Origin of the sequence: Paraburkholderia sp. MM5496-R1 (genome assembly GCF_050436205.1) — a bacterium.
Taxonomy (GTDB): domain Bacteria; phylum Pseudomonadota; class Gammaproteobacteria; order Burkholderiales; family Burkholderiaceae; genus Paraburkholderia; species Paraburkholderia tuberum.
Map to the genome: position 1 here is coordinate 1,894,024 of NZ_JBNDLT010000002.1, position 21,358 is coordinate 1,915,381.

General features: G+C 61.2%; 16 protein-coding genes. 7 read left to right on the forward strand and 9 right to left on the reverse strand.

The features are described 5' to 3' along the window. Positions 1–226 precede the first annotated feature (226 nt). From OKW38_RS15690 to OKW38_RS15705, 4 genes are read left to right on the forward strand one after another with little or no spacing between them, the layout of a single operon-like run. The gene (locus OKW38_RS15690) at positions 227–1,198 is read left to right on the forward strand and encodes a glycosyltransferase (protein ID WP_429362214.1); all 972 of its coding nucleotides are present in this window, start codon (positions 227–229) and stop codon (positions 1,196–1,198) included. After that, positions 1,195–3,402 (forward strand): glycosyltransferase, encoded by a 2,208-nt coding sequence (locus tag OKW38_RS15695; protein WP_429362216.1) that lies wholly within the window; start codon positions 1,195–1,197, stop codon positions 3,400–3,402. The genes OKW38_RS15690 and OKW38_RS15695 overlap by 4 nt, the downstream gene beginning before the upstream one ends. Further along, entirely contained in the window at positions 3,395–6,631 is a 3,237-nt protein-coding gene (locus OKW38_RS15700) for a glycosyltransferase family 4 protein (RefSeq protein WP_429362217.1), read from the forward strand. The genes OKW38_RS15695 and OKW38_RS15700 overlap by 8 nt, the downstream gene beginning before the upstream one ends. Next, positions 6,628–7,746, forward strand: coding sequence for a glycosyltransferase (locus tag OKW38_RS15705; protein WP_429362219.1), 1,119 nt, complete (start codon positions 6,628–6,630; stop codon positions 7,744–7,746). Before OKW38_RS15700 ends, OKW38_RS15705 begins: the two co-directional genes overlap by 4 nt. A gap of 65 nt (positions 7,747–7,811) precedes the next feature. Here OKW38_RS15705 and OKW38_RS15710 read toward each other — a convergent pair whose 3' ends face one another. Genes OKW38_RS15710 through OKW38_RS15725 form a run of 4 tightly spaced genes read right to left on the reverse strand, consistent with a single transcriptional unit; the run spans position 7,812 to position 11,359 of the window. Continuing rightward, positions 7,812–8,717 (reverse strand): hypothetical protein, encoded by a 906-nt coding sequence (locus OKW38_RS15710; protein WP_429362221.1) that lies wholly within the window; start codon positions 8,715–8,717, stop codon positions 7,812–7,814. Continuing rightward, a complete protein-coding gene (locus tag OKW38_RS15715; protein WP_090803319.1) occupies positions 8,714–9,304 on the reverse strand; it encodes a histidine phosphatase family protein in 591 nt (196 codons plus the stop codon). Before OKW38_RS15715 ends, OKW38_RS15710 begins: the two co-directional genes overlap by 4 nt. A gap of 14 nt (positions 9,305–9,318) precedes the next feature. Continuing rightward, positions 9,319–10,320 carry a glycosyltransferase gene (locus OKW38_RS15720; RefSeq protein WP_262413473.1) on the reverse strand — a complete coding sequence of 334 codons (1,002 nt, stop codon included), beginning with the start codon at positions 10,318–10,320 and terminating at the stop codon, positions 9,319–9,321. Between the two features lie 49 nt (positions 10,321–10,369). After that, positions 10,370–11,359 (reverse strand): glycosyl transferase family 1, encoded by a 990-nt coding sequence (locus OKW38_RS15725; protein ID WP_429362223.1) that lies wholly within the window; start codon positions 11,357–11,359, stop codon positions 10,370–10,372. A 504-nt stretch (positions 11,360–11,863) separates the two neighbouring features. Between OKW38_RS15725 and OKW38_RS15730 the strand changes: the two genes are divergently transcribed. The 3 genes from OKW38_RS15730 to OKW38_RS15740 all read left to right on the forward strand — a co-directional run bounded on the left by OKW38_RS15730 (position 11,864) and on the right by OKW38_RS15740 (position 15,138). After that, entirely contained in the window at positions 11,864–12,820 is a 957-nt protein-coding gene (locus OKW38_RS15730; protein ID WP_090803314.1) for a class I SAM-dependent methyltransferase, read from the forward strand. Positions 12,821–12,862: 42 nt separating this feature from the next. Next, complete coding sequence (locus OKW38_RS15735; RefSeq protein WP_429362225.1) at positions 12,863–13,936, forward strand: zinc-dependent alcohol dehydrogenase; 1,074 nt, start codon at positions 12,863–12,865, stop codon at positions 13,934–13,936. A 77-nt stretch (positions 13,937–14,013) separates the two neighbouring features. Beyond that, positions 14,014–15,138 carry a methyltransferase domain-containing protein gene (locus tag OKW38_RS15740; protein ID WP_429335852.1) on the forward strand — a complete coding sequence of 375 codons (1,125 nt, stop codon included), beginning with the start codon at positions 14,014–14,016 and terminating at the stop codon, positions 15,136–15,138. A 431-nt stretch (positions 15,139–15,569) separates the two neighbouring features. Here OKW38_RS15740 and OKW38_RS15745 read toward each other — a convergent pair whose 3' ends face one another. The 5 genes from OKW38_RS15745 to OKW38_RS15765 all read right to left on the reverse strand — a co-directional run bounded on the left by OKW38_RS15745 (position 15,570) and on the right by OKW38_RS15765 (position 21,123). Beyond that, positions 15,570–17,036 (reverse strand): hypothetical protein, encoded by a 1,467-nt coding sequence (locus OKW38_RS15745; protein WP_429335850.1) that lies wholly within the window; start codon positions 17,034–17,036, stop codon positions 15,570–15,572. A gap of 74 nt (positions 17,037–17,110) precedes the next feature. After that, positions 17,111–17,509, reverse strand: a complete 399-nt coding sequence (locus OKW38_RS15750) for a GtrA family protein (RefSeq protein WP_184038521.1) — start codon at positions 17,507–17,509, stop codon at positions 17,111–17,113. Between the two features lie 133 nt (positions 17,510–17,642). Beyond that, positions 17,643–18,383, reverse strand: coding sequence for an SDR family oxidoreductase (locus OKW38_RS15755; RefSeq protein ID WP_429362226.1), 741 nt, complete (start codon positions 18,381–18,383; stop codon positions 17,643–17,645). After that, a complete protein-coding gene (locus tag OKW38_RS15760; protein WP_429362228.1) occupies positions 18,380–19,696 on the reverse strand; it encodes an FAD-binding oxidoreductase in 1,317 nt (438 codons plus the stop codon). The genes OKW38_RS15755 and OKW38_RS15760 overlap by 4 nt, the downstream gene beginning before the upstream one ends. A 2-nt stretch (positions 19,697–19,698) precedes the next feature. Beyond that, positions 19,699–21,123, reverse strand: a complete 1,425-nt coding sequence (locus tag OKW38_RS15765; RefSeq protein WP_187611844.1) for a UbiA family prenyltransferase — start codon at positions 21,121–21,123, stop codon at positions 19,699–19,701. Between the last annotated feature and the right edge of the window lie 235 nt (positions 21,124–21,358).

The window sequence follows — 21,358 nt, forward strand, 5'->3', positions numbered from 1 at the left end:
GCTCGACAACAGCACACGCCGGCCTGCTCGCGGGCCGTGCGATCAGGCCCCGGGCCCGCGCACCGGCAAGTCCGCGCCTGAAGGCCGCGCAAGCGCGCGGCGAGCATCCACGTGAATGCCCCGAAACCTGCCGGTCTCGCCGCCATGTTCGCGCGTTACGCGCAGCGGCGTGCCGCGACGTGCTGGTCTGAAGAAAAGAACTGTTTGAGCGACTAGAGTCCCACCTATGAAAGTGCTGTTCGCCACCTACCCGATGGCTTTCCATACCCCCGGCGGCGGAGAAATCCAATTGCTTGCGTATCACAAGCATCTGCCCGCGCATGGCGTCGACGTTACGCTGTTCGATCCGTGGAAGCCGCGTTTTCTAGAACACGACGTGGTGCATTTCTTTTCGTGCGTCGGTGGCTCGGTGCACTTCTGCAACTTCGTCAAGCAACTCGGCTTGCCGCTCGTCGTGTCGTCGAGTCTGTGGGTGACGGAGGAAACCAGGCATCTCTATCCGATCGGCGAGATCCATCATCAGTTTTCTCTCGCGGACCGCGTGGTCGCGAACTCCGAGATCGAATGCGACACGCTCGCTCGCATCTTCGATCTGCCGCGCGAGAAGTTCGCGAGCGTGTTGAACGGCGTCGAACAGAGCTTTTACGAGCCGGTCGCGGCGGAGCCGTTCCGCCGCGAATCCGGCATCGAGGGCCGCTTCATCCTGAACGTCGGCAACATCGAGCCGCGCAAGAACCAGCTCGCGCTGATCCGGGCGATGAAATCGTTCCCCGACCTGAAGCTTGTCCTGATCGGCCATCAGCGCGATCCCGAGTATGCGAAGGCATGCTTCGACGAGGGTGGCGCGCAGGTCGTCTACGCCGGCACGCTGCCCCACGATTCGCCGCTGCTGCGCTCAGCCTACGCGGCCTGCGAGGCGTTCGTGCTGCCGAGCACGCTCGAAACGCCGGGGCTCGCCGCGCTCGAAGCGCATGCCGCCGGCGCCCGCATCGCGGTGACAAAGGTTGGCTCTACCCAAGAATATTTCGCGCAGCACGTTGCCTACCTGGATCCGTTCGACGTCGACAGCATCACCGGATCGATTCGCGCGGCGCTCGCGCAACCGCGCGGCGCTGCCGCTGCTCGGACGCGCGATCTGACCTGGCAGGCCGTCCTGTCGCCCTTGAAAGACCTCTACGATTCCCTGCTGACGAAATGACAAAACCCGTGACGAACCTCGTGAAGAACCTCATGAAGAACTTCGAACTTCGTCCCTTGAATAACGTCGAGGCGTCCTCGAATTCCGGATTCGCCTGGAACGCGACGAACGGCGATCCGCAGTTCGAGCTGACGGGATGGGAAGAGTTGTCGGGTCGCGCCGCGCATATTTCGTTCGAGCTCGCGAAAGAAGACATGCCGGCCTCGCCGTGCATGATCTATTTCGACGCGGGCGCGGGCATGTCGGAGCACGCGACGATCGGCCTCGTGGTCGACGCTGACGGCAAGGTGGATCAGGTCGTCGCGTTTCCGCCGCTCGTCGGTCCGTTGCGCCTCGATCCGATCGCGCGCGCGGGACTGTTTTCGATCACCGGCTTCAACGTCGAACTGGTGGCCGACGCCGACTGCCCGACGGAACTGCTCGAACGCGCGCGCCGGATGGCGTCGTGGGGCGGCGGCGCTCAGCCCGCGCCGGCGCCAACCGTGGGTCACACGTATCAGGAATGGATCGAGCGGCACGAGCCGCCCGCGTCGCATTACCCGGAACTGCGCGCGCGCTCGAAGGCGTGGGCGCTGCAACCGCTGATCAGCATCGTGATGCCGACCTACAACACGCCGGCCAGGTGGCTGCGCATGGCGATCGATTCGGTCGTCGACCAGGTCTACGAGAATTGGGAATTGTGCATCGCCGACGACTGCTCGACGAACCCCGAGGTCAAGCAGGTGCTCGACAGCTACGCCGCCAAAGATCCGCGCATCAAGGTCGCGTACCGCACGACGAACGGCCACATCAGCAGCTCCAGCAACACGGCGCTCGAGCTTGCCGTCGGCGAATTCGTCGGCCTGCTCGACCACGACGACGAATTGCATCCGCTCGCGCTCTACTGCGTCGCCGAGCTGATCAACGCGCATCCGGACGCGACGGTGATCTACAGCGACGAAGACAAGATCTCGATCGACGGGGTCCGCTCGGACCCGTACTTCAAATGCGACTTCAACTACGATCTGTTCCTGAGCCAGAACATGATCTCGCATTTCGGCGTCTACAAGACTTCGGTCATGAAGGAGGTCGGCGGCTTCAGAACCGGCTTCGAAGGCTCGCAGGACTACGACCTCGCGCTGCGCGTGATCGACCGCGCGGGTCATCACACGGTGTATCACGTGCCGCGCGCGCTGTACCACTGGCGCATGATCCCCGAGAGCACGGCGGCCGGCCATGAAGCCAAGCCGTACGCGCATATCGCGGCGATGCGCGCGCTCGACGAACACCTCGCGCGCAACGGCATCAACGCCCACACCGAGCACGCGCCGGGCACGGACGCCTTCAACAAGGTCGTGTACGACTTGCCCGAGGTGCTGCCGTCGGTGGAGATCATCATTCCGACGCGCGATTCCGCCGGACTCGTCGAGCAATGCGTGGAATCGGTGCGGCAGAAATCGAGCTATCCGAACTTGCGCATCACGATCATCGACAACGGCTCGCTCAAGCAGGAAACGCACGACCTGTTCGCGCGCCTGCAAGAGGACGAGCGCATCAAGGTCGTGCGCGACGATTCGCCGTTCAACTACTCGGCGCTGAACAACCGCGTCGCGCTCGCGAGCACGGCGGACTTCGTCTGTCTGATGAACAACGACATCGAAGTGATCAACGCCGACTGGCTCGAGGAAATGGTGTCGGTCGCGCTGCAGGCGAATGTCGGCGCGGTCGGCGCAAAACTGCTGTATCCGGACGACACGATCCAGCATGGCGGCGTGGTGCTCGGCGTCGGCGGTATCGCGAGCCATGCGCACAAGCATTTCCCCAATTCGCACCCCGGCTACTTCGCGCGCGCACGCCTGCGCAACGTGATGTGCGCGGTGACCGCCGCGTGCCTGCTGATCCGCCAGTCGATCTACAAGGAAGTCGGCGGCCTCGACGAACAGTTACACGTCGCTTACAACGACATCGATTTTTGCCTGCGTGTGCGGCAAGCGGGCTACCGCAATGTGTGGACGCCCTACGCGGAGCTTTATCATCACGAATCGGCAACCCGCGGCGCCGAAGACACACCGGAAAAAATCAGCCGCTTCAACCAGGAATCTGAGTTGGTCAGACAGCGCTGGGAGCATCTGTTGATGAACGATCCCTGCTATTCACCCAATCTGACACTGACTGCCGACGATTTTTCCTTTGCTTGGCCTTCAAGGATTGCAAATCTTGATTAATCTGGGACCCCAAAAAAACAAGACCGGATGGCTGGCGGAGTACCGCCATCCATCGCCGGGGGAACTGTTCTGCCTGCCGAGCGCGATCTACTTTCTGATGAAGTTCAGAGCCGATCTCGCGCGCTTCAATTCCAAAGTGCTGGATGACCGCGTCACGCTGTATTTCTGGTGGGAAATGTCGGCGCGCGAAACGTATCCGGACTTCAACTGGGTGCTGCGACAGGAAGACCTCGAATATTTGCGTCAGCTCGACAACGACACGCTGATCGAGCGGCATCCGGACGCCGTCACGTACTGGCTCGGCTCGACCAAACCGAGCGTGCTCGATGCGAAGCATCTGAGCGAGACGCTGCACGAGCCCGTCACCGTGCTCGAAGAAGCCGGCCTGCAATTGCCGAAGCTGATGACGACGGTCGTGCGCAATCGCGGCGATCTGTCTCAGGCATTCAACCTGAACACGCTGACCGGCTATCTGAACTGCCTCGACTGGTGGGAGCAGTACGGTCAGCTCACCTGCCCGCGCGTAACGTGGCGTCCGCCGATCGCGTGGCCCGGGCTGCTGGAACCGATCGACGCGGCCGACTCCAGCGCGATGCCGTTTCCGCGCTTCCTCGCGCTGATCACGACCGAGCGGCCCGATCTGCGCAGCGCGTTCAATCTGAACAGCTTCACTTCGCGGCTCAACGCGCTCAGCTGGTGGGAAGACCACGGCCAGCGCGAGTATCCGCGCATCAAGTGGTCGCAGCCGCCGATCGGCGGCTTCATGCTCGAGCCCGAAGCGCTTCCCGCAGACGGTGGCCCTTACGTGCCGCGCTTCCTGTGCGAGATCTACAAGGACCGGCCGGACCTGCAGACGACCTTCACGCTGCAGTCCTTCCGCGGGCGGCTCAGCTGTCTGTCGTGGTGGATCGAACACGGCCAGCATCAGTACCACGCGATCAAATGGGTGCCGCCCACGCCCTCCGCCGTGATGTTCGAGCCCGAATTTGGCTCGCACGCCGACTGGCTACCGGTGCCGCGCTTCCTGCGGCTGCTGCACGGTGAGCGCCGGGACCTGCAGGAACTCTGCTCGCTCGACAGCTTCACCGGGCGCCTGAAGTGCCTGTCGTGGTGGATCGAGCACGGGCAGCACCAGTATCCGGCGATTCACTGGGGCATCCCGCCGTTGCCCGACACCCTGTTCAAGATGGAAGCGGGCGAGCAAGGCGCGCTGCCGCTGCTGCCGCGCTTTCTGCCGCTGATCTGGAACGAGCGGCCCGACCTGCAGGCGTCGTTCAACCTGAGCAGCTTCCGCGAGAGGCTCGCGTTCATTTCGTGGTGGGAAAAGCACGGGCACAGCGAGTACTACGCGATCGAATGGTCGCCGACGCATCTCGCCGAAGAACGCGAGGGCGAATGGGTGCCGCCCACCACACCCGCATTGATGTTCGAGCCCGAATGGGGCACGCACGCCGACTGGCTGCCGGTGCCGCGCTTCCTGCGGCTGTTGCATGACGAGCGCCAGGATCTGCAGGAGCTCTGCTCGCTCGACACCTTCACCGGGCGTCTGAAGTGCCTGTCGTGGTGGATCGAACACGGGCAGCACCAGTATCCGGCGCTTCACTGGGCCATCCCGCCGTTGCCCGACGGCCTGTTCGGCGCGCAAGCCGGCGAGCAAGGCGCGCTGCCGCTGCTGCCGCGCTTTCTGCTGCTGATCTGGAACGAGCGGCCCGACCTGCAGGCATCGTTCAACCTGAACAGCTTCAGCGAACGGCTCGGCTTCATCTCGTGGTGGGACAAGCACGGGCACGACGAGTACTACGCGATCAAATGGACGCCGACTCATCTGGCCGAAGAGCTCGCGAGAATCGACGACGAACAGCCGGCGGACGACACCTTGCTGCCGCGCTTCCTGACGATGATCGCGAATGACCGCCCGGATCTGCGCGAAGTGTACGACCTGAACACCGCGGATGGCCGCGACCAGCTCGTGCGCTGGTGGAACGAATGGGCGTCGACCGAATATCCGCTGGTCGGCTCGCTGAAGGTGCGCTGGACCGACAGCGCCGACGACGAAGCCGATGACGACGCGCACGAGCCCGCGCGCTATCACGCGCGCGTCGAAGGCATCGGCTACGACTTCGGCGTCAACATCATCGGCTTCCCGCAAGGCGTGCTGGGCCTCGGCGAAGACGCGCGCATGGCCGCCCGCGTACTGCAACTGTCGTCGACGCCGGTCACGCTGCTCAATGCGCCGATGGCGGGACCCGCGCGCCTCGAACACTCGGTCGATCATCTGATCAGCGACGAGCTCAAGTACAACATCAGCCTGATCTGCCTGCCGGCGCCCGAAATGGTGCGGCTCGCGCTGGAAGGCGGCCGCAGCCTGATCGACGCGCCCACGCACAAGATCGGCGCATGGCCATGGGAACTGCCCCACTGGCCGAACGCGTTCGGCAACGTGCATCAGATGGTCGACGAAATCTGGGCGCAGAGCCGCTTCGTGCAGAGCGTCTACAGCCGGCTCGGCAACACGCCGGTCTACCAGATGCCGATGGCGGTCGAGGTCCCCGCGCCGCTCGAGCCGAAGCGCGAGCGCTTTGGCCTGCCGGCCAACGAGTTCCTGTTCTACCTGATGTTCGACGGCAACTCGTGGCTGAGCCGCAAGAATCCAGTCGCCGGCGTGCAGGCGTTCAAGCAGGCGTTCGGCGACAGCTCCCCGGGCGTCGGGCTCGTCATCAAGGCGATGAACGTGCGCGACGACGACCCGGTGTGGCGCGCCGTGCTCGACCTTGTCGCGGGCGATAGCCGCATTCACATCGTGTCCGAGCGCCTGAGCCGCCAGGACTCGACCGACTTCATGGCCTGCTGCGACGCCTATATTTCGCTGCACCGTAGCGAAGGCTTCGGCCGCGTGATCGCGGAGGCGATGGCGTTGGGGCAGCCGGTCGTGGTCACGAACTTCTCGGGCAACGTCGACTTTTGCGAACCCGACACCGCGTTCCTCGTGGATGGCGAACTCGTGCCGCTGCGCCCCGGCGACTACCTGTTCGCCGAAGGTCAGTACTGGTGCGATGCGGAGGTATCGATCGCGGCGGAACAGCTCAAACGCATGATCGACGATGCGCCACTGCGTGAGCGCATCGCACTGGCGGGGAAGGCGCGCATCGAGCGCGACTACTCAGTTGAGGCAGTCGCACGCGCGTATGCGCGACGGTTGAACGACATTGCGGAGGCGAAGACGATATGACGCTGCGGGTATGTGCTCCGGACATTTTCTCGGGCGATGCGGTGGGTAACCACTGCATCGGTTTCGTACGCATGGCTGAACGTCTCGGCATGAGGGCCGAGCTGTATGCAAGCGGTTTCGAGGAGGGAACGAATGGAGTGCGCCCGCTTGACGCATTTTTCGAAGAGGTCACTCGCGACGATGTGGTTCTGCTGAGTTACTCGATCTACGATCCGTACCTCGAGCGGACACTCGCGCTCGATTGCAGGAAGATCTGCTACATCCACGGCGTGACGGACCCGCAGTTGCTGCGCGCGCTCGAACCGCGCACCGCACAGTTGTGCGAGAAGGCACTCGCGCAACTGCCGCTGCTCGCGCACTTCGACACCGTCGTCGCGAATTCGCGCAGCACGGCGGCGAGCCTCGCCGGCATCGTCGCGGCGGACGCCATCAAGGTCGTGCCGCCGATCTTTCCCGACATGTACGTGTTCCGGCGCGAAGGACCGCGCAAGGGCCGCAAGCGCCCTGAGCCGAACCTGCTGATGGTGGGCCGCGTGGTGCCGCATAAACGCATCGAGGACGGCATCGAGATTCTGTCGCTGCTGAAGCAGCGTGATTTCGGCGCGACGCTGAGCATCGTCGGCAGCACGCCGAACTACGATTACCTGAAATTTCTGATCAATCACGCGCGGCGTCTCGGCGTGCTCGAGCAGGTCGACTTCAAGGGCATGCTCGACGACGCCGATCTGTTCGAGTGCTACGAATCCACCCACGCGTTGCTCGCGATGAGCCGCCACGAAGGCTTCTGCGTGCCGGTGCTCGAAGCGATGCATTACGGCAAGCCCGTATTCGTGCGTGGCGACACGGCCGCTCAGGAGATTTGCCCGCCCGACTGCGTGTTCGACGCCCATGCCGAACTCGCCGCCTGGATACCCGTGATCACGCAGCGCCTCGGCCAGACCCACGGCCGCTGTCCGATCGACACGGCCTTCGTCAAACATGCCGACGGTGTGCTGCAACGTGCCAGCGACGAGGTATGGCGCAACATCTTCATCGGCGCCGGGGTCGGCATGGCGGCCGCGTCGACGCATGCGCGCGCGGGTACGGCGGCCGTTTCGCTGAAAAGAGATCGATAGTCAGCGCCGCCGCTCACCAACGCATCCCGGCGCCCATCGGCGCGATCCAACCCGATCGCGCCGCCTCACTCGTTCGCTGGCGGCTTGCCGCTCCTGTCGAAGTCGATCGGTTGCCCCGTATGCGGGTGCGGTGTGAACGAGAAATGCGCGCGCACGTACTTCTGCGATAGCGTGCACAGCAAGTCCATCAACGCAATCTGTTCGGGCGGAAAGACCGGCGCGCGATCCGCCGCGTCGATCGGTTTTTGCATGTAGCGCACGATGTCTTTTTCGAAATCGCTGACGCAATAGTCCAGCACCTGATCGCCTTCGATCGGATAGGCCGCCACCTTCAGTTCGGGATGCAGCGACAGATACGTGCTGAACAGACGCTCGGCAACGAATGGCAGGAACGGTGCGTCGTCCGAGTGGATCGTGGGCTCCAGCACCCCGCGCGCGGCCTCGGTGCCGCTCTGCGTTTCGAGGAACGTGGCAATCGGCTCAAGCACCTTGCCGACGTAGCTTTCCCAGAACGACTGCGAACCGACCCAGAAATTGCAATAGCACAGCGTATGCGGCGACTGACGGGGCGCCTCACGCAGATTCCACGCGATGCCGCAGGCGTCGAGCAGTTGCTGGCTGCGCTCGACGAGTCCCGGATGCGCATGCTCGCCCTGCATCCACGCGGTGTACGAGAAATACGCGAGTTGCGGAAACGGATTGATCATCCAGACGTCGGCGTCGGCATTGGCCTGCACGAACTCCAGAAACCGGCTGCCGTCCATGCGCGCCTTCAGCGCGAACTTCGGCGAAAAAAGACCGGTAATCTGCTGCTGCCGATGCATGCCCTTGCGGTACATGTCGACGAGAATATAAAACTCGCGCCACGCGGCGTGCGCGTTATCGCGCAGTTCGAGCGGTTGAAAAGCCTGTTCGGACAGGACCTGTCCCGGCGCGTAAAGCGGCTCGAAGATCTTGATCGATGCACTCATGACAGCCCTGCGATCTGCAGATAATAGTTTCCGGTATGCACGTTGCGCCGGAACAGCGTGAGCGATGCATTCGGCACCAGCACGTTGGGAAAGCGGGACAACGGCACGTTCAGCAGGTATTGCGAGATCACCGAGATCGGTCCCGCGTGACACACGGCGGCGATCAGGCCAGGCTGCTCAGCGTGCCGCAGCACCTCCTCCTCGAGCCAGTTCACCGAACGCGCGGCCAGTTCGAGATGCGACTCGCCGCCCTCGTAACGGTCCGACAGATGTTTGCCCCAGTCGGGAAACGCCAGACGAAAATCTTCGGCCTTCCAGGTCGCGAACCGCCCCGCATTGGTTTCGCCGAGACGGGCGTCGACGGTCCAGTCGCTGTTGTCCTCGAACAGCACTTCAGTGGTCTGCAACGCGCGCCGCCACGGGCTCGAAAAAACGCGGTCGGGCGCGAAACCGTGACTTTCCATCAGCGTGCGTAGCTTCGCGGCCTGCTGCAGGCCATGCTCGGTCAACTCGTCCTGCTCGGTCGAGTTCAACAGGCCAGCCACGTTGGCGTGCGATTGGCCGTGTCGAATCAGAAGAAGATCCATAGGTGTTAGGTGCTTTAAGGCTTGGGGTCGGGCAAGGCCTTCAGGAACATCGACGAAATGCGTCGCACGCTGAAACGGTCGAACACGTCGGCGTAGGCATTGCGGCGGATCGACTGGCGAAGCTGCGGGTCGCCCAGCATGTCCTCCAGCGCTCGTGCCCAGCTCTCGGCCGTGTTCGACGCAATGTATCCCGTCTCACGATGTTTGACGTTCTCGCGGTAGGTCGGGCAATCCGAATAGATGCTCGGGATGCCGAGGCTGCCGTAGTCCGCGTATTTGATCGGCGACTTGCACGAGTTGAAAAACAGCGTCTCCGGATCCTCTTCGGCGCCGAGCGGCACGATCGCGAACGTGTAGCCTTCGTCGCGAATGGTCTTCTTGTATTCGAGGTTGCCGCGGCTGCCGCGATGCGTCATGCGGGCAATCGTATTGAGCTCCGGAAACGGATCGCCCCAAAAGTCGATCGACACGTTTTCGTGGCGCGCGAGAAAACTGCGCAAGGTGCCGAAAAACTCCTTGCGAAAGCTCACGAGCTTGATGCCGTCGAGATTGGAGAAGATGATCTTCGGCGGCTGGGTTTCAGTCCACAGTTCCGGCGACAGGTCGAACGCCTGATCGTCGAAACCGTTCGGGATGATCAGCACGTCGTCCGAGCGCCGCACTTTGCGCATGCGCTCCTGCAACAGCGGGTTCGACGCCGTGGCCGCGCTCGCTTCGCGAATCATCGCGAGCACGTTGTAGAGCACGTCCTCGTTCATTTCGAGCACGCTCCACGACGGCAGATCGAGCAGCCAGTCGTCGAGATCGTAAATCGTATGAAGACCGAGTTCGTTGGCCATCCGCATGATCTTCAGCGATAGATTCGACACGTGCTTGTTGAACAGCACGACGTCGAAGCGATGCAGATGGCTGACGCCAACGTCCGCCTCCGAGATCTGCTCCCACTCGATCAACCGATGGCGCTGCATGTACGAAAGCAAAGGCGCGAAGCGCGCGCCGATGGTGCGCGAATTCATTCGCCCATCGGTCATGGAGCGCCGCTGAACGACGAGCAGTCGGGGAATCTTAGTAATTTGTGAGGCCGGCATCGATCAGGTGTCTGATTAGGTCTGCTGCTACCGTGCTCGACGAGTGCCGTGCATAGACGCGTTCGTAGTTACTTTCAATCTTTTCGTCCCTGTCCGGGTCGGTCAGGGCAGCCTGAATGGCGGGAACGATGTCCGGCGCGCGGGTGGAAGCCGCGTACCAGACATTGTCGTCGAAGTGCTCGCGCTGCCAATCCCCATCAACCATGACGAGGGGCTGCTTCACGAACGCGCCTTCGAGGCACGAGCGGCCGGGCGGATCGAGGCTCGGCTCCGCCACTGCCATCGCGCTGGCGAGCGCGGAGCGCAACAGCGCGCTGCAGGGCTGGATGAACGGCAGGAAATGAATGCCGCGACGCGCTTCGCGAACGCACTGCCGGTAATACTCCTCGTCCCTGAAACCGCCGACCATCAGGCCGTTCATGTCGAGCTGGTTCAGTGCGCGGATCAGTTCGAGCTGATTCTTGATCGGCTCGATCAAGCCGAGGCACAGCACGTAGTCCGAGACGTCGCAGACCGTGGGGAGCAAATCCTTGTCGGCCGGCAGCAGGAACCGGTCGGATATGCCGGAGCCCACCACCACGCATTGACCTGGATCGACCGTGATGTACCTGTTGAAGTGCGCGAGTTCGGCGGAGGACTTGAACAGTAGCCGCTCGGCACGCTGCACGAACGCCTCGATGCGGCTGATTTCCGCCGGGTCGGGCGCGCTCAACCACCAGACGTTCGGCCACAGGAACAGCTTCTTGCCCTGATTCACCGTTTCGCGAACGATCGCTTCTCCGTCCGCATGGACGGAGAAGTGCATCACCGCGTCGTAAAAGCGTAGCGGCCGGCTGCGAATGCCGTAAATGTCGGCCTGTACGTCCGAATCGTTGAGAAGTTCGGCGACCTGCACGAGTTCCGACTCGCCACCACCGCTCGTCATGAACGCGGTACTGTGAGTGGTCAGGAGAATTTTAAAATGCATATTGCGGGCTCCGTCCCGAATCGTGGGCGCTGGCGCCGTCCGCCGGACGGTGCGGAATTCACGCGTTCGCGCGACCTGTGAAACAGGCGCGGGCTATTATCGGCAGGGGCTCGATTTTACGCCAAATCGTAACGCAGACGATCGCCCGCGAGCGACGCGCAGAGCACCCTGTTGCATGCTTTCGTCGGCTTACGTGGCTTACGAAACGATGACCGCCCCGCCCTCTTCTGGCGCGCACTCGCGACTCACGCGCGGTATCCACGGAAAACGGACGGCACATGACCCTTGGCATCGCGGCTGTGCCGATTGCTATGACGAATAATTTGTAAGTAACGGTAAATGCGGGCTCATGTCGGAACATCAGGAAATGTTGGACGTGCAGAATACTGAGGGTACGATAGACTGGCCGGCCGGGAGGGCCGGCTCGCCAGCCAGTCGGCATATCGGTATGAATTCGCTGTTCTGTCATGGCTTTTCGCAAATTCTTTCAAGCGGAGCAACAAGATGTCGGCATCGCCCGAGCTTCTCGATTCACTTGCCGCGCAGCATCCCGAGATTGCAGAACTGATCGCTGAACGGGACAAGTATCGCGACGCGCTTCAGGTCAATATTCCGCACTTTTCGAATCTCGGCGACGTGCCTCCAGGCCACTACTATTCGCCGATCCCGTCGATCCCCGACATCAAACAGAATGAAGCACGGCTGTTCGGTAACGTCTCGCGCACGCTGCCCGGCATCGAGTTCAACGAAGAGGCGCAGGTACGGCTCGTCGGCGAGTTCGCCGACAAGTACTACGGCGAAATGCCGTTCGAGCCGCACAAGAAAGACGGCCTGCGCTTCTACTTCGAGAACGTGATGTTCTCGTATGGCGACGCGACGTCGCTGTACTGCATGATTCGCCACCTGCGGCCGCGCCGCATGGTCGAGATCGGCTCGGGTTTTTCGTCCGCCGTTTCGCTCGATACCAACGACCTGTTCTTCGACGGCCAGATCCAGTGCACCTTCGTCGAACCGAACAATGAACGCTTGCTGTCGTTGCTGACCGAGAAAGACAAGGTCACCTCGAAGATCGTCAAGTCGCTCGCGCAGGACGTCGACCTGTCCGTATTCGCGGAGCTCGAAGCGAACGACATACTGTTCGTCGATTCGTCGCACGTGAGCAAGATCGGCAGCGACGTGAACCGCATCGTCTTCGAGATACTGCCGATCCTCGCGCCCGGCGTGCACATACACTTTCACGACGTGTTCCTGCCGCTCGAATACCCGCCGCAGTGGATCTACGAAGGCCGCGCGTGGAACGAAGCCTATCTGCTGCGCGCCTTCCTCCAGTACAACAGCGCGTTCGAAGTTGTCCTGATGAATACGTTCATGGGACACTTCCATGCGGACCTGATGAACGCGCGGATGCCGCTCTTCATGCGCAATCCCGGCGCGAGCTTCTGGATTCGAAAGACACGTTAGGCGCCGCGGCGCAAACGTCTCACATTTTGCGGAGATTGATAGATGACTTCGACGAACGCGCTCGAGCATCGCACCGAAGGCGCGTCCATGCGAGCCGGCTTGCAAGACGGGGTGCGCGCGATGAAGGTCGGCCGCATCGCGGTACCTGAGTTGCTACCCGGCACCGTGATCGTCAAGGTGGCGAGCGTCGGTATCTGCGGCAGCGATCTGCACGCTTACCGGAACGTCGACGTTCATCAAAGCTTTCCGAACGGCCACGAACTGAGCGGCACCGCGGTCGAGATCGGCGAGGGCGTGACGAGCGTGCGCGTCGGCCAGCGCGTGACGATCGACATGGTGATGGGCACCGCGTGCGGCAAATGCGAGTACTGCAAGCTCGGCGCGCCGATTCACTGCCGCGCGCGCGAATTTCCGTTCGGCGGCGGCTTTGCCGAATACGTGCGCACCAAGGAATCGGGCGTGTTCCCGCTGCCCGATGCCGTCGACGATCAGCTCGGCGCCATCGTCGAGCCGGTGGCGGTCGGCATCCACGGGTGCCGCAAGATGCCGATTGCGCGCGGCTCGGTCGGCGTCGTGATCGGCGCGGGCACGATCGGCCTCGCGGCACTCGCCGCGGCGCTGGACGCTGGCAGTGAAAATGTCTACGTGGTCGCAAGACACGCGGCTCAGGCGCGCGCGGCGCTGGCGATGGGCGCCACCGCGATCCTGCCGGCCGATCGCGCCGAAGCGCTCGCCATGGTCGAACAGGCAACCGGCGGATTGGGCGCGCACTACGCGATCGAAGCGGTCGGCGGAACGGCCGACACGTTCGACTTCGCCTGTCAGTTCGTGCGCCCGCTCGGCCACGTGTGCGTGCTCGGTGCCTTCGATCACGGCTTCAGGAACATAGAAATCATCAAACCGCACATCAAGGAACTGACGATTCATCTGCCGAACTGCTACGGCTATATCGACGGTCAGCACGACTTCGCGCTCGCGATCGATCTGCTGGCGCGCAAGGGCGATACGTTGCGCGCCATGATCACGCACGACCTGAGCCTCGACGACGTCGACGAGGCCTTTCGTCTGGCCAGCGACAAAAGTTCGGACTCCATCAAGGTGCAGATGCATACCTGATGGTGTAAGCGGTCTCGCGCAATGCAGTGAACATCGGTCATAACTGGAAGCTGTGCCGTCCAATACGAGGAGGCAACATGGCGAAGGAAGACAATGCTCTCAGCATCGATGAAATTCGCGATAAGCGGCGTTGCCGTCTACTTCGAGGACTGAACATCAAAGAAAGCGTTGGCGTCGAGATAGGCCCGCTGTGCTGGCCTCTAGTGCGACGCAGCGACGGCGGCGAGATTATCTACGTCGATCATACGGACACGCCTCACCTGCGTCAGAAGTACAAGGACGATCCTCATGTGAAGGTTGATGAAATCGTCGATGTCAACGCGATCTGGGGGCGCAATACGCTGCACGAAGCGATCAACGGCCGCTATGTGGATTACGTCGTGGCATCCCATGTTGTCGAACACGTGCCTGATCTGGTGACCTGGCTAAGAGAACTGGCCACGGTCCTCAAACCGACGGGCGAAGTGCGTCTCGTCGTTCCGGATAGACGCTTCACTTTCGATTACCTCCGCCGTGAAAGCCGCCTGCCAGAGGTTCTGGCTAGCTATGTGGCGCGGGCGCGCATACCCCAGTCCTATTCACTACTGGATCACTGCCTGTCCGCCGCGGATGTCTCTGCCGTTGAGGCTTGGGAAAAGCGGCTCGACCCGAATCTGGTCAAGCGGCATCACACACCGCACGGCGCGCTGCATCTCGCTCGCGACGCACATGAAAACGGCAATTATCACGACGTCCATTGCTGGGTTTTCACGCCGCGCTCGTTCTCGAAACTGCTCGCTGATCTTTGCGAGATGGAACTGCTCGATTTTGCGTGTGAGAATTTTTGCGACACGCAGCGCAATGACATCGAGTTTTCCGTCGTATTGAGACGTTCGCGCGATCGCGATTATATTGCGGAGAGTTGGCGGCGAGTGGAGCACGCCGCGAGCGGCATGGCACCGGGCGTGCCATTCTGGCGTACCCATCGCAAGCTCGAGGAATTGCGCAACCGGCAGGACGTGAACCAGCGCCCACCGCGCATATCCGGAGAACGCAGCGAGCTCGACCCCGACGAACCGCTCGGGCTGCCGCCGAATTTCGATCCTCGCGAATATCTCGCCGTCAACCCGGACGTCGCCGCGGCGGCCGTTGATCCGGGCGCGCATTACCAGCATTTTGGGTGGAAAGAGGGGCGCCCGCTGCGCCCGCCATTGCGCATCTAGGCTGCCTCGGCTCTGACGGCCGTTGCGATGAGGTAACGGTCCCGACGGCTATCACTCGCCGCGAACCAGGACTTTTACGGACTATTTGGAATCTGCACCGTCCAGTTCGGCGCAACCTTAAGGGTGTAGCCCGTGTCGTTTGGCGTAATGCTCCATATAGGCCATTCAGATGCGGGAAATCGCGTGCAGAACGATGAGCGTCGGAAGCAGTATCCATTGAATATTCGTCACGTTTAGCAGGGTCTCGCCCGTCCTGCGGAACCAGTAAAGGCGCGAGCGCAAGAAGTGCGGTGACGGGACGCGAGAAGGAATGTTAAAACAGACGAGTCAGAAATTTACGGCCGACTCGGACCCTCGAGTCGGCCGTTTTCAGTCGGAATAATGGTCTTACCCTAGGAGGGGTGACTTCGCAGCGAGCGCTGCAGCGCTTATCAGGTACGCGGCCCTTTCGCACACGTTCGGATCCGCTGCTGCGTGCCCACGGCGTCACTGCGCTTTAGCAGGCGATACCCCTCGAAATTAAATACTTCCACAGGGGCATAGGCCCCGCTCGCGAGCAGGCAATCTGCACTAGCCTCGAAACTCCAGAGCGGCTGATGTACGAGGATGTAATCTGGGGTGTATTTCGTGAGCCAGGAGTAAAGGTCCTTATGAGCAATATAGTCCGCGTTATAGCGATTTGTCAGACCGAGAATGTCGATGATGTACCGGTCAGAGTACCAACCCACGGTCCCGATTTCGACGCTTGCCACCACCGCATTGCCCGGCGTGTTTGCCTTTATCCATTCGCCGATATTCTTATACACGTCCATCGAGCCGCGCTGGATATTGGATATGCCAAAGCTGTGATAAACGAACCCGCTCGTAGCAAGGAAGAACGCAAGAAACAGCGTAAGAACAACAGCACTCCCTCGGGAACGCTCGTACGTGAAGCTGAGCACCTTCCATGCGCCAACGCCAACGAACAACAAGCCAAAGAAGAAGAACGGCGCGTAGTACCAGTGGTAATTCGGAATATGCAGAAATACATAAAACGAACCCAGCAATACCAGGTAGAGAATGGCGAGCAAGACGATCCTTTGGCGTAGGCTCGTCAGCACGCCAACGAGACCGACCGGCAGCATGAATGCAAGCAGCCGGAGATCTCCCCCGAAGAAAGCGCCCTTCATATACTGCACGTGAAGAAAAATCAGGCCCTCGCCCCACAGCCCCGACTTGCCTTGTCCGAGCTTCGCATTACCGGTAGCTGGAAGAAACGCGCCATAGTAGTAGTAGTTAAATGCGAAATTGGCCGCAAGCAAAATAACCGGCGCAACGAAATACTTAACATGAGGCACCTTTCTGTTCCTGACGAAGAAATCGACGACCAGAACCAAGCCAAGGAACACGCCTTCACTGCGTGTGATGAACAGCAGGCCCAGAACCAGACCGAGGCCGAAGAATTGCTCTCTGCGGTAGAGTATCAACGCGAGAGCGGAGAGGAATAGAAACAGCGACGTCTCCATCCCAAAGGTGTCGTAAAAATAGTTGAAGGAAACAATGATCAGTGCGCACAGCGTCTGTTCGTATTTCCCGCTTGCCAACAGATGTGCTCCCGTGATTGCAGCCGCGCATAGGAACACGAACGACAGAAAGATCGTCGTATATTGCAAATTTCTCGTCAGGACGTTGGCCAAGATCAACAAGTAGGAGTACAACGGCGACGTCAAACCGTTGAAGCGATCGCCTGCATTGTAGGTCAGGCCGTGTCCGTCAAACAGATTGCGCAGATATCGCAGATAAATCAGCGCATCATCGAGCTGAAAGTTGCGCGTCTGCCATGCGAGGTAGCCACCCACAGCAATGGTGATCGCCAGTAGAAGCGCGTTCTCCGAAAGATATTGTCTAAGTCGTTGCATGTTCATTGGCCAAAAATTTCTGTTCACGCGAGTTCGACGGTGGTTCAATTTATGAAATCAATGCATTGCCCGAATCAGGCAAAAACGAACTTCTTGTCGAGCCGATATTTGACTATATAACCAATCACGAGGCCAATCACGCCGCCCGTAAAGCGGGCAGGCTCGGAATGATAGATCGCGTCCGCGCCGAATTCGAAGCCCCAGAAAATCGCCGTAGTTGCGAGCCCCATCACCGTATACAGCAGAAAACTCTGTATGCCGTGCGACAGATCGCGATGCTGGTATCGAAAGATCCAGAGCTTGTCGAGTAAGAACTTCACCACCAGCCCGCCACCCGTTCCGACGACTACGGACAGCGGCACGCTGAACGCTCCCGAATAGGTGATCAGCGAGAGCTTCTGCAGACCGATATTCGCGGCGATCGAAACTGCCGCGAATATCGCGTAAAAAATCACGAGGCGCGACGCGCTCATGGGAGTTGCCGAGGAGTTCACGAAAGGCACACCAGGTCAGGAAGGTCGAACGAACATTCGCCGCGCGATGCGCTCGCTGGGCGGCGACGGTTGCCGTCGAGCACGGCAGACCCGTGGCGATGCATACAATGCATCACAACGAGAGCCGCTTGAACACGCGGCCAGGAACAGAGCGAATGATCAGCATGATGCCCCACCAGAACCACGGGGTATAAATGACATCCCTACCCTTTTCCACCGCGCGCACGATATCGCCCGCGACCTTGTCCGCGGTAGCAACAAGCGGTCCCGGCAAGGGAAGACCCGCTGTCATTGGCGTCGCGACAAAGCCAGGCTTGATCGTCAGCACATGCGCGCCCGCCTTGAACAGGCGCGCCCTCAGGCCCTCGCAAAACGCGGAGAGCGCTGCTTTTGCACTGCCGTACAGATAGTTCGACTGGCGACCGCGATCGCCGGCCACCGACGAAATGACCGCGATCGTGCCGCGCCGCTGCTGCTCGATCACAGTGGCAAAACGCGTCAGCAACGCGATGATCGATACGGCATTGGTATTGAACTCGCGGACCGCGACGTCGGCATCGTTCTGACAGTCCTGCTGGTCAGGCAGCGTACCCGGCGCCACCAGCACGATGTCGAGCGCGCCGAACTCGGCCGAACAACGCCGCATCATGGCGGCATGTTCACCGAGCTGATCGATGTCCAACTGCTGACACAGCACGTCTTGCGCACCACGTGCCTTGAGGTCGTCGGCAACCTGCTGGAGGCGCTCCATGTTGCGCGCGACGAGAAAGAACCGCGCGCCCTGTTTAGCCCATTGCCGTGCACAGGCAATGGCGATCGCCGAAGTGGCGCCTACGATAACGATGTTTTTCATACTCGAGTGGTTCGTTCCCAAAAGCGTGACAGCAAAGCCGGATCACGCAGCGCTTCGACCTGTTCCCACTGCGGATAGGCAGCGCGAAAATCTTCCCCCGACATATGCGCGTCCTTGGCGGGATACAAACGGCCGCCGCTCTCGCGCACGATCGCATCCAGCCGGTCGAAAAGCTTGCGATTCGATTCCTCGCGCTGCGGGAAGTCGAGCGCGAGCGAGGTGCCTTCGAGCGGAAAAGACAGCAAGCCCGGCGATTTGATGGCGCCGCAGCGCTTCAGCACGGCAAGTATCGACCCCGTGCCGCTGCGGGCAATCGCGTCGAGAATGGCCCGCGTTGCCTCGTGCGCAACGGCTGCCGGGATCACGCATTGATACTGCTGGAAGCCCGAGCGGCCATAGATGCGATTCCATTCAAGCAGGCTGTCGAGCGGATAGAAGTACGAGTCGTAACTCACCGTCGAGCGAACCGCGTCCGCGCGTTGCCGCCTGTAGTACAACTCGTTGAAGGCGCGCAGGGTCAGGCGGTTGAAAACGGGGATCGGCGCCGTGAACGGCACCGTACGCGTCTTGCGGCGTTCGACGTCGAGCCCCCCCTCGGAGGCGTGATCGCCGACCATGAAAATGCCTCTGCCCAACGCGGCATCGCGGCTCTGACAGTCCACCCACGCCACGCTGTACTCATGCAGTTCGTCGAGCCGTTCGGACAGCGCGAAGAACTCGTCGAGGTTGGCAAAGCGGATACTGGTCACGTCGAGCATGCTCGACCTGATCGGCATCAGCTGGATTTCAGCCCACGCGATCAGCCCCGTCATACCAAGGCCGCCGATCGTCGCGGTGAAGTACTCGGGGTGGAGGTCCGGCGTACATTCGAACTGCGTGCCGTCGCTTCGCAGCAAGCAGAAACGCCGCACATGCCGGCCAAACGTGCCGCGTACATGGTGATTCTTGCCGTGCACGTCGTTGGCGATCGCGCCGCCCAACGTCGCGTACTTCGTCCCCGGCGTCACGGGCAACATCCATCCACGCGGAATCGCCACGTCGAGAATCTGCTCGAGCGTCATGCCCGGTTCAGCGCGCAATACGCCGTTTTGCCAGTCGGCCAGAATCATCCGGTCCAGCGGCAGCGTCTGGACCACGTGCCCCGACGACGCGAGGCAACTGTCGCCGTAACTGCGCCCATTGCCGAAGGCAAGGGTCGTGCGCTGCGTGCCGCCGACACTTCGCCATACTGCCGCGGCCGTATCACGCCAGGCGATCGGATGGGCCTCTTGCAGCGCGTACGGATAGCGCCCCCAGGACTGGACTTTCGACATGGCTAGATCGCCATCCAGAACACGGCACCGCATAGGGCCATGATCAGCCAGCTGCTCCGGTCTTTTGCCGCGAATATGATCGGGTCGTCATGCATGGAGCCGCGATGCGCGATGATCCACGTGCGGCTCACCCAGTAAAGCAGCAGAGGACAGGCCACCCAGATGTACTGCGGATGCCGATAGAGGCTCGCCGTATTGCCGTCCTGAATATAAAGCGCGAGAACCAGCACGGACAGATAGCCCGAGGCCGCGCCTAGTGACGAAATCAACGGCAGATCGCTCGCGACATAGCCGCGGCCGCGTGACTTCACGAGGCCGCGCTCCTTCAATGCGTGCAGTTCCGCATACCGCTTGACGAGCGCGAGGCTGAGAAAAATGAACATCGAAAACGCGAGCAGCCAGAATGTGAGCCGCGCATCGATCGCGGCGCTTCCGGCGATGATCCGTGTCGTATAGAGCAAGGCCAGCACCACCACGTCCATCATGACTCGCCGCTTCAGATGGAACGAATAGGCCAGCGTGAGTACGTAATATCCAAGCAAAACCAGCGCGAACTGATGAGGCAGGCAGAACCACGCGATCGCGCCGCCCACGACCAGCAGAACGGGACAGAGCGCCGCGCCCCAAACCAGCGGCAACGCGCCCGACGCAAGCGGGCGTTTGCGCTTGGTCGGATGATGCCGGTCGTCCTCGAGATCGAGCAGATCGTTCAGCAGGTAGACGCTCGACGCACAGACACCGAAGGCAAAAAAAGCGAGGAGCGCGGCAATGACCAGCGCAGCGTCCGACAGTTGATGCGCCGCGAGCAGCGGAACGAAAATCAGCAGATTCTTCAGCCACTGATGCAGTCGCAACGACTTCGCCCACGTTCTCGGCCACGCGGAGCGTTGGTCGATGACGCGCTCGACGTTGCCCTGCTTGCGGGCCGCGCGCTCTACGCCACTCGACGGATTGATCACATAAGCACGCTCGGCCGCGGCCCAGACTGCGACATCGTCGTGCGAATTGCCCGCGTAGTCGAAGCCTTTCTCGCCGAACTCGGCCACGAGCCTGTCGCGCTTGCGATGCGCGGACAGATTGATGTCGCTATGCGTGGCGAAGGTTTTGTCGAATAGCCCAAGATGATCGGCAATCGCCTTCGCGTAGCGTTCATGGCTAGCGGTCGCCAGCACGAGCGACCGCCCGGCGGCCCGTTCTTCCTTCAGCCACTCGATGACCGTGGCGTCGTAGGGCAGGACGGTGACGTCGATATCGGTCGCTTCGGCCAAGCGGGCTTTGAGGCCGGCTTTGCCCCCGCGCAGGAGCCACAGAAGCGGCTCGTAGAACCGATGGGGAGCGGATCGGGTGAAAGCAAATCCGCATTCAATCAGGACGTCCGAGCGAATCAGAGTTCCATCAAGATCGACGACGAGTGGTTTGCTGCTCATTCAGTGAACCGCCGCAGGGCAGAAAAGAGTGTGGAAGACACATGCGCTGCCGTAGAAATTCGTTCCGGCGCGGTAGCGGGTCAAGTCGAACCACGAGAATCAAAATCCGGACCGCGTAAAGCGGCATCACGCTACCATCTCGCGCCCTCCCCTACAACCCGCTTCCAATTTATTTGTCAACTTATTGCCGACTGATTTAACAACCATGAGTCTGCAAAATTGTAATGAAGCAGAA

Excerpts from the sequence above, each read along its gene's own strand:
- OKW38_RS15705 (WP_429362219.1), top strand. The coding sequence starts at position 6,628 with ATGACGCTGCGGGTATGTGCTCCGGACATTTTCTCGGGCGATGCGGTG.
- OKW38_RS15745 (WP_429335850.1), bottom strand. The coding sequence starts at position 17,036 with ATGCAACGACTTAGACAATATCTTTCGGAGAACGCGCTTCTACTGGCG.
- OKW38_RS15715 (WP_090803319.1), bottom strand. The coding sequence starts at position 9,304 with ATGGATCTTCTTCTGATTCGACACGGCCAATCGCACGCCAACGTGGCT.
- OKW38_RS15740 (WP_429335852.1), top strand. The coding sequence starts at position 14,014 with ATGGCGAAGGAAGACAATGCTCTCAGCATCGATGAAATTCGCGATAAG.
- OKW38_RS15720 (WP_262413473.1), bottom strand. The coding sequence starts at position 10,320 with ATGAATTCGCGCACCATCGGCGCGCGCTTCGCGCCTTTGCTTTCGTAC.
- OKW38_RS15755 (WP_429362226.1), bottom strand. The coding sequence starts at position 18,383 with ATGAAAAACATCGTTATCGTAGGCGCCACTTCGGCGATCGCCATTGCC.
- OKW38_RS15750 (WP_184038521.1), bottom strand. The coding sequence starts at position 17,509 with ATGAGCGCGTCGCGCCTCGTGATTTTTTACGCGATATTCGCGGCAGTT.
- OKW38_RS15690 (WP_429362214.1), top strand. The coding sequence starts at position 227 with ATGAAAGTGCTGTTCGCCACCTACCCGATGGCTTTCCATACCCCCGGC.
- OKW38_RS15710 (WP_429362221.1), bottom strand. The coding sequence starts at position 8,717 with ATGAGTGCATCGATCAAGATCTTCGAGCCGCTTTACGCGCCGGGACAG.
- OKW38_RS15765 (WP_187611844.1), bottom strand. The coding sequence starts at position 21,123 with ATGAGCAGCAAACCACTCGTCGTCGATCTTGATGGAACTCTGATTCGC.
- OKW38_RS15725 (WP_429362223.1), bottom strand. The coding sequence starts at position 11,359 with ATGCATTTTAAAATTCTCCTGACCACTCACAGTACCGCGTTCATGACG.
- OKW38_RS15730 (WP_090803314.1), top strand. The coding sequence starts at position 11,864 with ATGTCGGCATCGCCCGAGCTTCTCGATTCACTTGCCGCGCAGCATCCC.
- OKW38_RS15735 (WP_429362225.1), top strand. The coding sequence starts at position 12,863 with ATGACTTCGACGAACGCGCTCGAGCATCGCACCGAAGGCGCGTCCATG.
- OKW38_RS15760 (WP_429362228.1), bottom strand. The coding sequence starts at position 19,696 with ATGTCGAAAGTCCAGTCCTGGGGGCGCTATCCGTACGCGCTGCAAGAG.
- OKW38_RS15695 (WP_429362216.1), top strand. The coding sequence starts at position 1,195 with ATGACAAAACCCGTGACGAACCTCGTGAAGAACCTCATGAAGAACTTC.